The organism is Pseudomonas sp. W2Aug9, assembly GCF_023127755.1.
Taxonomy (GTDB): domain Bacteria; phylum Pseudomonadota; class Gammaproteobacteria; order Pseudomonadales; family Pseudomonadaceae; genus Aquipseudomonas; species Aquipseudomonas synxantha_A.
This window is the reverse complement of sequence record NZ_SPKL01000006.1, coordinates 143,499-156,550: the sequence shown is the minus strand read 5'-3', so window position 1 is coordinate 156,550 and position 13,052 is coordinate 143,499. Positions and strand designations below refer to the sequence as shown.

The following is a 13,052-nucleotide window of genomic DNA, read 5'->3' as shown; positions in this document are numbered from 1 at the left end:
GAGATCATCCGGCCCGCGTCTGGCGCGATGGATTGTTGCTGTTTATGCAATGAAGCTATTCCCAGGATAGCTTTTTCCAACTGGAATAAAACCGTAGCATGGCCAACATTGTTAGGCAGCTAACTAATGCTACGGAGAACTTCCATGCAAAACAAAGTCGATGTGGCCGTGATGATCGGCAGCGGTGTACCTGAGACCCTGCGTGCCTTGGGTCAGAAAGCCTGCTGGGTAGTGTTGCTCAATGGTGAACAGCGCGGCACCGCTTTTGCCAGTCGCGATGAGGCGCAGGAGTGTCAGGCTGCCTGGCAAGCGCTGTTGCGCATGGAACAGTCAGACAGCCTGCATTGAGACCTTGCTAGTGAGATTGATGCAGGCGCTGATTCAACTCATCCACCGGGATGGCCCACTCAGCGTCTTCACGCAGTTCTTCCTTAAGAAACTGCGCCTGTTGGGGCGTCCAGAACGGCGCATCGATCAACTTCACGCCTTCCGGCAACGGATGCGCGACGATGAAGGCATCAATGGCCTCAGGGGTTGAGTCCAGGCCCAGTTGTTCAAACAGGGTTTCGAGCGTGGGGATTGGCGCGTCCATCGGGTACTCCATACAAAGTGAGGATCGTTGTGTATGGGAGGCTTGAGGCGCGTTAGAGTTCTATCGAGGTGTCAGGAATTGAGAGCACCCGAATCCACGGCGGTTTTCAGGGCTTTTGCGGCTTCTTTTGCTGCAAAGGCAGCGGCGTCTACAGTCTTGAACCAACGGTCTTTTTCTACCTGGTGCGCGGTCACAGTGGTCAGCGGTGGTTTGGCCCGCATGATAATGACTGCTTGAAACTCTCCGTCTACTTCCCTGGCATCGCCGTGGATAAAAAATTCGCCAATATCAAATTCCGTCACGTATAGCCTTCCCTTCAAGGTAACTGCACTGATGAAACCTGACCCGCACGGGGCAAACTTCAATGGACGGGCCAGTATGGCAGTTGTTGAGGGGCGCAGGCGCAGTAAAGTCACCCAGGTGACGAAACGAGTCCCCCGCAAAGGGCATGCAGCCTGGCTTCAAGCATTTTGGCCAATTCACAGGCTTTATTGTGGTCGCTGCGAAACCCCTTGATCCTGCCACTGGGCACTTCAAGAATGTGGAAAAAGTTCTTTCCGGCCGGTACCACTTGGTAAATAACCGAATGGGAGTACCCATCAAGGTTATGCAAGCAGTAGTATTGGCGTTCGTCTGGACATGATGAACGAGTGTGGAAGGACGTAGCATTGTGTTGACGTCGTTGCATGCTCAGCTCCTGTCGATCGATCTTGTTAGCCTGTGTTTGGCGTTTCGGGTGGTTTTGACCCGGCTTGCTGTTTTAGTATTGTCGTCGGTAGTTCGCAACTGGTTCCATGCCCGTGTATTTTTTGTTTCGGGTGTCGGAAAGTGCACTTTTGACTGGGTTATTCTCTGAAGTTGGTCGACTCGTATTCTCGGGTCGTTGAACCTGTGATTTGCTGTGCCACCGGCTGACCTTGCTTTAGGTCCACCGCGGCTGGGTGTACGAGTCCTGCGGGTTATCTTCAGGTTTTTGACGAATGTGTGATCGTGCCGTAACGGCCGTTTTTTTGTGCTGCCCGCTTCGGCGGCCAGCGCTTTCTTGATGTGGGGGCGTTTCCTTGGCAGTCAGTAATCTGGATATGCACGCGTTATTCGTGCTGGGTGATTTGCGCGCAAAGTTGGTCAAACAGTTTCAATCCCGGTTTGTCTACGTCACTGAACAGACGCCGGAAGGCATCTACATCGCCGAGATCGATACCGAAGCGGCACTGGTCGTGGATGACAAGCCACGCCTGGAACTCAAGGTGGGCGACCATTTCCGTGCGGCTGTTTTACCCAGCCGCGAAGGTGGAAAGTTCGAACTCAAGTTTCGCGATATCAAGTTGACCGTTTACGGCCTCGGCGACTACGCCTTTGTATCGTCGAACGAAGGCCAGGGCATTGTGTTCAAGGAAGGCCATAGCGTGATGCTGGTATTTGCCGTCCATGAACAATTGCAGGAAGGGTTGACCAAAACTCTCAAGGCCGTGACGGGCAAGGCCGCCAAGTGGCGCAAGGGTGAACTGGTGACGTTCAAGGCCAGCGAATAACCGATAAATACTCTGTGCACCTTTGTCTTTCGGAACCTCTACTACAGTTGAGTTGACTTAACTATTCAGAGGCTTCGCGCATTAGCGGCAAAGCCGTTTGCCATGACTGCGAGAACGCGAGGTGCAAAGGCATGAGAGGATTGAAGTCACTGGTGGCAGCGTCACTGACGGCCCTGAGTCTGTCACTGCCGGTATCGGCTGCTCAAGCACCGGTGCATTTTGCCGACCTCAACTGGGAAAGCGGCAGCCTGATCACCGAAGTACTGCGCTTTATCGTCGAAAAGGGTTATGACTTGCCCACCGACACCTTGCCTGGCACCACCATCACCCTGGAAACCGCCCTGGCCAAGAACGACATCCAGGTGATCGGCGAAGAGTGGGCGGGCCGCAGCCCTGTTTGGGTCAAGGCTGAAGCCGAAGGCAAAGTGGTAGGGCTTGGAGACACAGTCAAAGGCGCCACTGAAGGCTGGTGGGTGCCGGAATACGTGGTCAAGGGCGACCCGTCCAGAAACCTCAAGGCCCTGGCGCCGGACCTGAAGAGCGTACAGGACCTGGCGCGCTACAAGGATGTATTCAAAGACCCGGAATCCCCGGGCAAGGGGCGCTTTCTCAACAGCCCCATCGGCTGGACGTCCGAAGTGGTCAACAAACAGAAGCTCAAGGCCTATGGCCTGGACGACACTTATGTGAACTTCCGCAGCGGCTCGGGCGCAGCGCTGGATGCCGAGATTGCCTCGTCGATCCGCCGGGGCAAGCCGGTGCTGTTCTATTACTGGTCACCCACCCCGTTGATGGGGCGCTATAAATTGATCCAGCTGGAAGAACCGCCGTTTGATGCCGATGCATGGAAGACCCTGACCGACGCGGACAACACTGACCCCAAGCCTACGCGCTCGCTGGCATCCAAATTGAGCATTGGCGTATCGACGCCGTTCCAGCAGCAATATCCGCAGATCACCCAGTTCTTCGAAAAAGTCGAGTTCCCCATCGAGCCGCTTAACAAGGCCCTGGCGAAGATGAGCGAAAACCACACCGCGCCACGGGACGTGGCCCAGGCGTTCCTCAAGGAGCACCCTGAGGTGTGGAAGGCGTGGTTGACGCCGGATGTAGCCCAGAAGGTTGAGGCGGCCCTTAAATAGCCTGAATGCAGAACAAAATGTGGGAGGGGGCTTGCTCCCGATGGCGGAGTGTCAATCACAGATAAATTGACTGACACTCCCTTATCGGGAGCAAGCCCCCTCCCACAATTTTTTTGCATTCCAGATTTAGAATCGCGTTTGTACCGCTATTTCGAAGGTCCGCGGTGACCCCAGATAGTAAGCTGGCGACACATGCGCAAACTCGGCATACACCTCATTGGTCAAGTTACGCACCCGCCCGGTCACCGAGGTACGGGCGTCCAGCTTGTAGCGCAGGAACGTACCGAACAGCGTGTAAGCCGGCACTGTCTGGGTGTTGGCATAATCGGCATACACCTGGTCGACATAGCGCGCATCCACCCCCCCTTGCCAATCCTCTGAGAAGTCGTAGGTCAACCACAGGTTGCCCACGCGCTTGGGCACATTGGTCGGCGTATTGCCTTTGCGCGATACCACGGCGCCGCTGGCAACTTTGTCATTGAATTCATCGTACTCGGCATCCACCCAGGCAAAGTTGCCTTCGGCCAGCAGCCTTGGCGTGATGCGCAGTGAGCTGGCCAGTTCGATACCCTTGGACGACTGCGCGCCCACCGGGATGCTGTTGGTGGGGTCCTGTGGGTCGGTGACGGCAAAGTCTTCGCGTTCGATCTTGTAGACGGCGACCGTTGCCGAGCCGCGACCGTCCAGGTAATCGAACTTGCTGCCGATCTCCCACTGCTTGCCGGTGGACACGTCGAACACCTGGGTGGTGGTATTGGGCTGTTCGACGGCGGTGCTGTATTGCACATAGACGTTGGCCGACGGAACAAACTGATAGGTAAACCCCACACGGCCGGTTACTGGCTCCCAACTGCGCTTGAAGTGCCGAGGGTTGGTAGCGGTGATTGTGCGGTGGTTGGTCACGTCCAGGTCGATGGCGTCATAACGCAGGCCGGTCAGCAGTGACAGCTTGTCCGTGAGCCCCAGGCGGTTTTCCACGAACAGCGCCTTGGTGGTGACCTGGTTGGTCTTGTCCTTGATGAAGCCCGGCCGGGTGCCGGGGATGTCATAGAAGTGTCCCGGGTTGTAGTTGTTCGGGTCGACGGTACTTTGACCCGATACGTTCAAGGGGCTGTTGGTGGTGCTGTTGACCTTGTACTCAAAACCGCCAGACCAAGTGGTGGAGAGGCCGAACACGCCGGTGTCATGGCGCAGTTCAAACTGGTTGCCGTTCTGTTCGCCCTGATGCCGCACCTGATAGGCCGTGGAGCGGTTAACGGCGCTGTTGTCGGCGTTGTACTGGTAGGTCTCCAGGTTGCGGTAATCGCGCTGGCTGTCGAGGTGGTAGAGGGTATTTTTCAGCGTGGTGCTGTCGTTGATCCGATAGTCGATGATCGAGCGGGCCCAGATTGTACGCTGCTCATAACGTCCGTCGGCGACGTTGTAATTGTTGAAGCGGTTGTGCTTGTCGATCTTCAGTTCGCCGGCCTTGGGGTTGAGCACCGGTGTGCCCCAATACGGGCTGTCTTCATGCTCATCCTGATATTCCAGGGCCAGGGTGTGGGAAAGGTTGGGCGTGAGGTCGCTGAGCAGGGAAAACGCCACGCTCCAGGCATCCCGTTGAGCGCGGTCGATGTGGCTGTGGTTGGTGTTGCGGCTCACATCCAGTCGCGCGTAATGCTGCACATCGGCGCCGGGCTCGGTCAGCGCGTGATTAAGGCCGAAGGCCATACCGGCGGTGTCGTAGCTGCCGTAGGTCAGTTGGCCTTCTGCGGCCTGTTCTTCACGGGTGGCCAACTTGCTCACGTAATTGAGCGAGCCGCCCACGGAGCCGGCGCCGTTGATCAGGGAGGAGGGGCCGCCGACCAGTTCCACGCGGTCGTAGATCCACGCATCCACCGGCCGCGCCAGGCCTGTGGCGACATTGATGCCGTTGAACATCTGGGTGATCTGGCTGCTGGTAAACCCGCGGTACGAGACAAAACCACCAAACCCGGGCGGCGCGCTGGCGTTGACGCCGGGCAGGGTATTGGCCGCCTCGCGAAAGGTCCTGGCGCCACGGCGCTCGATATCGTTGCGGTTGGCAATGGCCACCGAGGCCGGGGTTTCCCGCACGCTCAGGCCCAGGCGCGAGGCCATGCCGCTGGATTGATCCAGAGCCAGGCCGGGCTCAATGTTTTGATCACCTTCAATGGTGGTCGGCGCCAACTCAAGGGCGCAGGCGCAAACGGGCAGGCAGCCGAACAGGCCCGCCAACAGGGGTAGATGTTTCATGGTTGAATCCTGAAAACTTGGCTTGAAAACAACGCACAGCCACCGGTCCTTCCTCTCGGAAACGGTCGGCAATGCAGATCAGAAAGCGCAGGGATCAGGCGTAGGCAGGTGGCGCACGCGGGTTAGCCGTGGGCCAGGTGAAACGGGCCGGAATATCAGCGGCGAGCACCACCGCAGCAGGTGGCGCATGGGGTTGTGGCAGTACCGCCACATTCAGATGGGAGTTGAGCGCAGGCCCCATGCCGCCGGTAGAACACAGCGGGCAACCAAAGGCCTTCGACAGGGTTGGCAGACTTTCATCCGTGGAGTTGCTGGGCAGGGGCGCCTGGGTGCGCGGGTCCACCGTACAGAACTGGCCGCTGATGCCGTTGAGCTGCATCCCCACCATCTGCCCATGACCAATGCTGCAGGCGAATACATTGAACAGGACGCAGCAGTAGAGCATCCAGGCAATGAGCGAGCGGTCGGCACGGGCGAGTTTCATGGGGCGGCACTTTAACATCAGCCGCCGACGAAATGCCTGCAAAAAATCTCAGGGCGACTATCCTGATTCCCACATTTTTCGGGAGCGTCCGCCATGAGTTTTGTCATTGCGCGATGGATTGTCGGGGTTTTTACCTTTATCAGCATGGTGCATCTTTACTGGGCGGCTGGCGGCAAATTCGGCAGCCTGGCGGCGATTCCGCAACTGCCTGGTGAATTTGCCAGCGGGCCGCGACCGGCGTTCAAGCCGTCGGCGCTGGGCACCTTTCTGGTCGCGATGGGGCTGGTAGCGATTGCCTTGCTCGTTTGCCTGCGCGCCGGGCTGTATTTCTCGCCGGTGTCCCATGGCGCGTTGCAGTGGGGCATCAGTGCGATTGCGGTGCTGATGTTTGCCCGGGCGATTGGCGATTCGGAGCTGGTAGGTTTTTTCAAGAAGGTCGGCAACTCTCGGTTTGCACGCCTGGATACGTACCTGTACTCGCCGTTGTGCCTGGTGTTGGGTGCCGGGTTGTTGGTGGTGGCGTGGACCTGATGGTCTCGGCGCCATACCTGTGGCTAGGGAGCTTGCTCTCGTGACGGTCGGACAGCCAGCACATATCTACCTGACAAATCGAGATCCAAATGTGGGAGGGGGCTTGCTCCCGATGGCGGCCTCAGGGCCGACCAGGATGCTGGATCAGACCGAGTACATATCCGTTATTCAGGTAACGGCTGCTATTGGTTCCGCCCTTACGGCGGCTCACTTTTGAAAAGCGCAAAAGTAAGCAAAACGCTCTTGCCCCACCACTCGGCACCTCGCTTAGGCTCGGTGTGCCCGTAATCCGCCATGGATTTGGGGGGCCGCCGCCACGCGCCATCCATGGCGCGGGGCGGCTAAACCGGCATCCCTGCCGGTTTACCCCCCAAATCCCTGTCGAATTACGGCCAGCGTGGTTTGACGGGGCGCCTAAGATCAAAAGCAGATCAAGATCAAGAGCGGCTCGCTTCGCATCGTGGTTAGCCACATCAAAGTGGCTATAGCGCCGGTAGCGCTTGACCTGCGCATCCAATCCCCACTCAAAACACCCTCCAGACAAAAACACACCCTCCCGGTTTTATAGCGCTTGACCTTCCCAATGTGGCAAGCCCGATAAAAACCTCCAGTGTCGATTTGTCTTGAAAATTCCAAGGAGGGTGAACGATGTACGCCAAACCAATAAGCCTGATCACCGGGGCAATGGCCGTGGTGTTGACGCTGGGCGGATGCACAGACAACGCGCCGCCGGCCGCTGCCGCCAAGCCGCCCAGCGTGCCGGTGGCCGAAGTGGTGGCGCGAGCGGTGACGCCGTTTGTCGAGTACACCGGTTCGTTGACCGCCATTGAGCAGGTCGAACTGCGCCCGCGTGTCAGTGGTTATCTGCAAAGTGTCAGCGTGCCCGAAGGCCAGTTCGTCACCAAGGGCAGCCCGTTGTTTGTGATTGACCCGCGGGGATTTCAGGCCGCGTTGAACGCTGCCAAGGCGCGTTTGCGCGAGGCCGAGGCCAATGCGTTGCTGGCCCAGGCCGAGCATGGCCGAGCCGAGCAACTGTTCGCCAAGAAGGTGGTGGCGCGTGATCGCCTCGACACCGCCATTGCCTCCTTGAATGCCGGCAGGGCCCAGGTCGAGGCAGCGAAGGCGGCATTGGATACGGCACAGCTGGACCTGAGCTACACACGCGTCACCGCGCCCATCAGCGGCCGCATCGATCGTGCCCTCGTCACCGAAGGCAACTATGTCACCCGAGGGGAGACGCCGTTGACGACGATCGTTTCGGTCGATCCGTTGCATGTGTACTTCGATGTCGACGAGCGCACCTATCTGCACTCGTTGGCAGCGACCCGTGAACACGCCGGATCGAAGGGGGACAAAGCTGCCAAGGTAATGGTGGCGATGCTCAATGATGCGACCTATGCGCGGGCCGGGCGGGTGGACTTTCTGGCCAACGCAGCCGACCGCAAGACCGGCACCGTGCGCGTGCGTGCGGTGGTCGAAAACCCGGACGGGCGCCTGACCCCTGGGCTGTTCGCCAAGGTCAAGCTGGACACCGGCGCGGCACAAGCGCGGGTGTTGATTGCCGACCATTCCATCGGCGCCGACCAGGGCCGGCGCTATGTGCTGGTGGTCGGTGACGGCGACAAGACCCAATACCGCCCGGTCGAATTGGGCCCGATGGCTGACGGCCTGCGGGTGATCGAGCAAGGCCTGCGACCGGGCGAGCGCATTGTTGTCAAAGGGCTGGTGCGCCCCGGTATGACGGTGACGCCGCTGGCCGCCAGCATCGAGGGCAAGCCGCTTGAGGCACCGCTGACTGTGGGAGGCGTGCAATGAGCTTTCCACGGTTCTTTATTGATCGGCCCATCTTCGCCATCGTCCTGTCGGTGTTGATGATGATCGGCGGCCTTGTCGCCTTCTTCCACCTGCCGCTGAGCGAATACCCCGCGGTCACGCCACCCACTGTGCAAGTCACCGCGAATTATCCTGGGGCCAACCCGCAAGTGATTGCCGAGACGGTGGCGGCGCCACTGGAACAGGTGATCACCGGCGTTGAGGGCATGCTCTACATGACCTCGCAGTCGGCCACCGATGGCCGCATGATCCTGACGGCGACCTTCGCCCAGGGCACCAATGCCGACATGGCGCAGATCCAGGTGCAAAACCGCGTCTCGCGTGCGTTGCCGCGTTTGCCCGAAGAGGTGCAGCGTCTCGGCGTGGTCACGCAGAAGACCTCGCCGGACATCCTCATGGTGGTCCACCTGCTGTCTCCCGACCAACGTTATGACCCGCTGTACATCTCCAACTACGCCTACTTGCAGGTGCGCGATGAGCTGTCGCGCATACCGGGGATCAACGACGTGCTGGTGTGGGGCGCCGGTGAATACAGCATGAGGCTGTGGCTCGACCCGGACCTGATCGCTGCCCGTGGCTTGACCGCCGGTGATGTGATCGGCGCCGTACGCGAGCAGAACGTGCAAGTGGCAGCCGGCTCGGTCGGCCAGTCACCTGATTCCAATGCGGCTTTCCAAGTCACGGTCAACACTCTCGGGCGCCTGACGGACGAAGCGCAGTTCGGCGACATCATCATCCGCACCGGCGATAACGGCCAGGTCACGCGCCTGCGCGATGTGGCCCGTATCGAGATGGGCGCCGATGCCTATGCGCTGCGCAGCCTGTTGGATGGCGAGCCGGCCGTGGCTTTGCAGATCATCCAGAGCCCAGGGGCCAATGCGCTCGATGTAGCGCAGGCGGTGCGTGACACCATGCAGCGCCTGCAGGCCAACTTCCCCGAAGGGCTGGTGTCGCGGATAGCCTACGACCCGACCGTGTTTGTGCGCGCTTCGCTGGAGTCAGTCGCCATCACGCTGATGGAAGCGATCCTGCTGGTGGTCATCGTGGTGGTGGTGTTCCTGCGTAACTGGCGCGCATCGCTGATCCCGTTGATGGCTGTGCCGGTGTCGATCATTGGCACCTTCGCGGTCATGCATCTGATGGGGTTTTCCCTCAATACCTTGTCGTTGTTCGGGCTGGTGTTGTCGATCGGCATCGTGGTCGACGATGCCATCGTGGTGGTCGAGAACGTCGAGCGGCATATCGAGAACGGCGAGGAGCCCACCGAGGCAGCGCGCAAGGCAATGGGGGAGGTCACCGGCCCGATCATCGCCATTACCTCGGTGCTGGCGGCGGTGTTTATTCCCACAGCGTTTCTCAGTGGTCTGCAGGGTGAGTTCTACCGGCAATTTGCGCTGACCATCGCGATTTCCACGATCCTCTCGGCGGTCAACTCGTTGACCCTGAGTCCGGCGCTGGCCGGCCTGTTGCTGCGCCCGCGCAGCGCCGCCGTGGCGCACGACCCGCGCAGCCTGCGCGGTCGTGCTGCGCATTGGGTGCAGGTGCTGAGCCGACCGTTCCAGCGGGCGCCGCAGGCGTATGGCAACTCGGTGCGCAAGGTCGTCGGCCGCCGCGGGGTGGCGCTGGTCGCCTACAGCGCATTACTGGCGCTGACCTGGTTCGGCTTCAACGCTGTACCGGCGGGCTTTGTGCCGATGCAAGACAAGTACTATCTGGTGGGTATCGCCCAATTGCCCAATTCGGCCTCGCTGGACCGTACCGATGCGGTGGTGCGGCAGATGTCGAAGATCGCCCTGGATGAACCGGGCGTCGAAAGCGTCGTGGCGTTCCCGGGGTTATCGGTCAACGGCTTCGTCAATGTGCCGAATGCTGCGGTGATGTTCGTCATGCTCGATCCATTCAAGGAACGAACCTCGCCCGATATGACCGCGGTTGCCATCGCCGGGCGCCTGCAAGCCAAGTTCGCGAGCATCCCTGACGGATTCCTCGGCGTATTCCCGCCGCCGCCGGTGCCCGGCCTTGGGGTGACCGGTGGCTTTAAGTTACAGGTCGAGGACCGTGGCGGGGTTGGGCTTGAGGCATTGGTGCAGCAGACCCAGGTATTGATGACCAAAGCCACTGAGTCGGGCCAGGTCGCCGGATTGATGACCAGCCTGGACGTCAACGCACCGCAGTTGAACGTCGACATCGATCGCACCCAGGTCAAGAGCCAGGGCGTGCGTCTGGCGGATGTGTTCGAGTCTTTGCAGGTCTATCTCGGGTCGCTGTATGTCAACGACTTCAACCGTTTCGGCCGGACCTACAAGGTGACCGCCCAGGCTGATGCCGATCATCGTATGCAGGCCGAAGCCATCGGCCGCCTGCAAGTGCGCAATGCGGCCGGGAACATGTTGCCGTTGTCGGCGTTTGTCACCGTCACACCGGGTTCCGGCCCGGACCGGGTGATTCACTACAACGGCTACCCTTCGGCGGATATCTCCGGTGGGGCGATGCCTGGGGTCAGCTCGGGGCAAGCTGTTGCGCTGATGGAGCGGCTGGCGCAGGAGGTACTGCCCGAAGGCGTGACCTATGAATGGACGGATTTGACCTACCAGCAAAAACTCGCCGGGTCATCGGCGCTGTTTATTTTCCCGCTGTGTGTGTTGCTGGCGTACCTGATCCTCGCCGCGCAGTACAACAGTTGGCTGTTGCCTCTGGCGGTCTTGCTGATCGTGCCCATGTGCTTGCTCAGCGCGATCATCGGCGTGTGGCTGGTGGACGGTGACAACAACGTGTTCGTGCAGATCGGGTTGGTGGTGCTGGTGGGGCTTGCGGCGAAGAACGCCATTCTGATCGTCGAGTTTGCCCGCAGCCTCGAAGCCGAAGGTGCGAGCCCGTTGGAGGCGGTTGTCCACGCGTGCCAACTGCGCTTGCGGCCGATCCTGATGACGTCTCTTGCGTTCATCGCCGGCGTGGTACCGCTGGTATTGGCCAGTGGCGCCGGGGCCGAAATGCGTCATGCCATGGGGGTTGCAGTGTTTGCCGGGATGTTGGGGGTGACGCTGTTCGGACTGTTCCTCACGCCGGTGTTCTACGTGGTGATGCGCAGCCTGGCGCTGCGCTTGCAGCGTCAGGGTTCGAGTCCGAAGTTGCAGCTGGAGGAGCGCGCATCATGAAACGGTCTTTTCCACTCTTTATGTTGCCGTTGCTGCTGGTGGCCGGCTGCGCTGCGGTAGGGCCTGACTATTCCGCGCCGGTGCTGCCCGCCCCGCACAGGCCGGCAAGCTTCGGTGCGCCCGTTGCAGGTCTGGGCAGCGGTGAGGTCGAGGTGCAGTGGTGGCAAGTGTTCGACGAGCCGGCACTCAGCCAATTGATCCAGCAGGCGCTGGCGGCCAACCACGACATCGGCATCGCCGCCGTACGCCTGGATGAAGCCAAGGCGATGCTGCGCGAGAGCCGCCAAGGGTTTCTGCCCAGTGGCGGTGCCGCCCTCGGTTATGAGCACCGACGGCGCAGTGAAGTCGAGACGCCGCTGGGCCAGGAACGCTCAATCGAAACCACCCGCGCGGCGCTGGATGCGGCCTGGGAAATCGACCTGTTTGGGCGCGTCCGCCGCTCGGTAGAGGCAGCGCAAGCGCAGGCGGGGTCGCGCCAGGCATTGCTGCGCAGTGTGCAGGCGAGCGTCGCCGCCACCGTCGCGGCCACCTGGTTCGAACTGCAAGGGATCGAAGCTGAACAGGCGGTGGTCGCGGATATCAGCCAGAGCCAGCGCGACAGCCTGGGCCTGGTGGAACATCTGGTCAGCGTCGGCGCCGCCACCGAGTTCGACCGGCTGCGCGCCGAGGCCTTGCTGCGCAATGTCGAGGCGGTAGCGCCCGACCTTGAGCGGCGACGCGCAACCTCCAACAACGCGTTGGCGGTGCTGCTGGGGCAGGCACCACAAGGGTTCAAGCCACCGCTGGCCAGGCCCGGTCGTGAGACTTTGAGCCTGCGCACCCTGCAAGTGGGTGATCCGGCCGGCTTGTTAGCCCGGCGCGCTGATATTGCCGCGGCCGAACGCACCCTGGCGGCTGAGACTGCGCAAATAGGCGTGGAAACCGCCGGCCTGTATCCGGATATCCAGGTGCAGGGCTCCATCGGACTACTGGCCGGAAGCCTCGGCTCCCTGGGTGATGCAGGCATGCAGTCGAACGTTATCGCCCCGGTGATTCGCTGGTCGCTGCTGGACACCGGGCGTGTACGCGCACGGATCGCCGCCAGCGAGGCGCGTACCCAAGCGGCCTTGATCGCCTATGACCAGACCGTATTGCGTGCCCTGCAGGAAACCGACGATGCGTTCCAGGCCAACAGTGCCGCGGGCAGCACCTTGGGCCTGCGGCTGCTGGAGGCGGCGGCCAATCGCGAGGCGGCCAGGTTTGCGCGCACGCGATTTGCCGAAGGCGAGGGCATGTATCTGGATGTGCTTGAGGCCGAACGTGCCGACTTCACCAGCCGCCGTGCGTTAACGGCGGCGCGCACCCAGCAGCGCTTGGCGGTGGTGGGGATCTACAAGGCGCTGGGCGGTGGCTGGCAGATTTGTGAACAGGCGGGGCAGGCTTGCAGTGGGGCTGCGGCGCTGCGTTAGCCACAGCCGAGCAAAAACACAGCACGGCAGTGCAAATGTGGGAGGGGGCTTGCTCCCGATGGCGGCGGGTCAGTCAGTACATCTG

At 60.8% G+C, this 13,052-nt stretch carries 11 protein-coding genes; 7 read left to right on the top strand and 4 right to left on the bottom strand.

The features are described 5' to 3' along the window. Positions 1 to 144 precede the first annotated feature (144 nt). Complete coding sequence (locus E3O56_RS03790; protein ID WP_005787746.1) at positions 145 to 348, top strand: hypothetical protein; 204 nt, start codon at positions 145 to 147, stop codon at positions 346 to 348. Positions 349 to 355: 7 nt separating this feature from the next. Here E3O56_RS03790 and E3O56_RS03785 read toward each other — a convergent pair whose 3' ends face one another. Then, a complete protein-coding gene (locus tag E3O56_RS03785) occupies positions 356 to 592 on the bottom strand; it encodes a DUF2789 domain-containing protein (protein ID WP_032876165.1) in 237 nt (78 codons plus the stop codon). Between the two features lie 71 nt (positions 593 to 663). Next, positions 664 to 894 (bottom strand): hypothetical protein, encoded by a 231-nt coding sequence (locus tag E3O56_RS03780; protein ID WP_005787750.1) that lies wholly within the window; start codon positions 892 to 894, stop codon positions 664 to 666. Between the two features lie 780 nt (positions 895 to 1,674). Here E3O56_RS03780 and E3O56_RS03775 point away from each other — a divergent pair. Both E3O56_RS03775 and E3O56_RS03770 read left to right on the top strand, forming a co-directional pair. Then, positions 1,675 to 2,124 carry a hypothetical protein gene (locus E3O56_RS03775; RefSeq protein ID WP_248127889.1) on the top strand — a complete coding sequence of 150 codons (450 nt, stop codon included), beginning with the start codon at positions 1,675 to 1,677 and terminating at the stop codon, positions 2,122 to 2,124. 131 nt (positions 2,125 to 2,255) lie between these two features. After that, complete coding sequence (locus tag E3O56_RS03770; RefSeq protein WP_032876159.1) at positions 2,256 to 3,263, top strand: ABC transporter substrate-binding protein; 1,008 nt, start codon at positions 2,256 to 2,258, stop codon at positions 3,261 to 3,263. A 126-nt stretch (positions 3,264 to 3,389) separates the two neighbouring features. On the opposite strand, the gene E3O56_RS03765 is transcribed toward E3O56_RS03770, so the two are convergent. Together E3O56_RS03765 and E3O56_RS03760 are read right to left on the bottom strand one after the other, a co-directional pair. Then, on the bottom strand, positions 3,390 to 5,516 hold the full coding sequence (locus E3O56_RS03765; protein ID WP_248127888.1) for a TonB-dependent receptor: 2,127 nt from the start codon (positions 5,514 to 5,516) through the stop codon (positions 3,390 to 3,392). A gap of 94 nt (positions 5,517 to 5,610) precedes the next feature. Continuing rightward, positions 5,611 to 6,000 carry a DUF2946 domain-containing protein gene (locus E3O56_RS03760; protein ID WP_005787761.1) on the bottom strand — a complete coding sequence of 130 codons (390 nt, stop codon included), beginning with the start codon at positions 5,998 to 6,000 and terminating at the stop codon, positions 5,611 to 5,613. 93 nt (positions 6,001 to 6,093) lie between these two features. On the opposite strand from E3O56_RS03760, the gene E3O56_RS03755 reads away from it, so the two are divergent. The 4 genes from E3O56_RS03755 (at position 6,094) to E3O56_RS03740 (ending at position 12,967) form a co-directional block, all read left to right on the top strand. After that, positions 6,094 to 6,531 (top strand): DUF3995 domain-containing protein, encoded by a 438-nt coding sequence (locus tag E3O56_RS03755; protein ID WP_005787763.1) that lies wholly within the window; start codon positions 6,094 to 6,096, stop codon positions 6,529 to 6,531. 648 nt (positions 6,532 to 7,179) lie between these two features. Next, positions 7,180 to 8,346, top strand: a complete 1,167-nt coding sequence (locus E3O56_RS03750) for an efflux RND transporter periplasmic adaptor subunit (protein WP_248127887.1) — start codon at positions 7,180 to 7,182, stop codon at positions 8,344 to 8,346. Then, entirely contained in the window at positions 8,343 to 11,519 is a 3,177-nt protein-coding gene (locus E3O56_RS03745; RefSeq protein ID WP_032876146.1) for an efflux RND transporter permease subunit, read from the top strand. Before E3O56_RS03750 ends, E3O56_RS03745 begins: the two co-directional genes overlap by 4 nt. After that, entirely contained in the window at positions 11,516 to 12,967 is a 1,452-nt protein-coding gene (locus tag E3O56_RS03740) for an efflux transporter outer membrane subunit (RefSeq protein ID WP_103734374.1), read from the top strand. Before E3O56_RS03745 ends, E3O56_RS03740 begins: the two co-directional genes overlap by 4 nt. The last annotated feature ends 85 nt before the right edge of the window (positions 12,968 to 13,052 follow it).

What these genes read in the sequence shown, in the direction of transcription:
- E3O56_RS03790 (WP_005787746.1), top strand. Translation starts at nt 145, where the DNA reads ATGCAAAACAAAGTCGATGTGGCCGTGATGATCGGCAGCGGTGTACCT.
- E3O56_RS03785 (WP_032876165.1), bottom strand. Translation starts at nt 592, where the DNA reads ATGGACGCGCCAATCCCCACGCTCGAAACCCTGTTTGAACAACTGGGC.
- E3O56_RS03775 (WP_248127889.1), top strand. Translation starts at nt 1,675, where the DNA reads ATGCACGCGTTATTCGTGCTGGGTGATTTGCGCGCAAAGTTGGTCAAA.
- E3O56_RS03770 (WP_032876159.1), top strand. Translation starts at nt 2,256, where the DNA reads ATGAGAGGATTGAAGTCACTGGTGGCAGCGTCACTGACGGCCCTGAGT.
- E3O56_RS03765 (WP_248127888.1), bottom strand. Translation starts at nt 5,516, where the DNA reads ATGAAACATCTACCCCTGTTGGCGGGCCTGTTCGGCTGCCTGCCCGTT.
- E3O56_RS03760 (WP_005787761.1), bottom strand. Translation starts at nt 6,000, where the DNA reads ATGAAACTCGCCCGTGCCGACCGCTCGCTCATTGCCTGGATGCTCTAC.
- E3O56_RS03755 (WP_005787763.1), top strand. Translation starts at nt 6,094, where the DNA reads ATGAGTTTTGTCATTGCGCGATGGATTGTCGGGGTTTTTACCTTTATC.
- E3O56_RS03750 (WP_248127887.1), top strand. Translation starts at nt 7,180, where the DNA reads ATGTACGCCAAACCAATAAGCCTGATCACCGGGGCAATGGCCGTGGTG.
- E3O56_RS03745 (WP_032876146.1), top strand. Translation starts at nt 8,343, where the DNA reads ATGAGCTTTCCACGGTTCTTTATTGATCGGCCCATCTTCGCCATCGTC.
- E3O56_RS03740 (WP_103734374.1), top strand. Translation starts at nt 11,516, where the DNA reads ATGAAACGGTCTTTTCCACTCTTTATGTTGCCGTTGCTGCTGGTGGCC.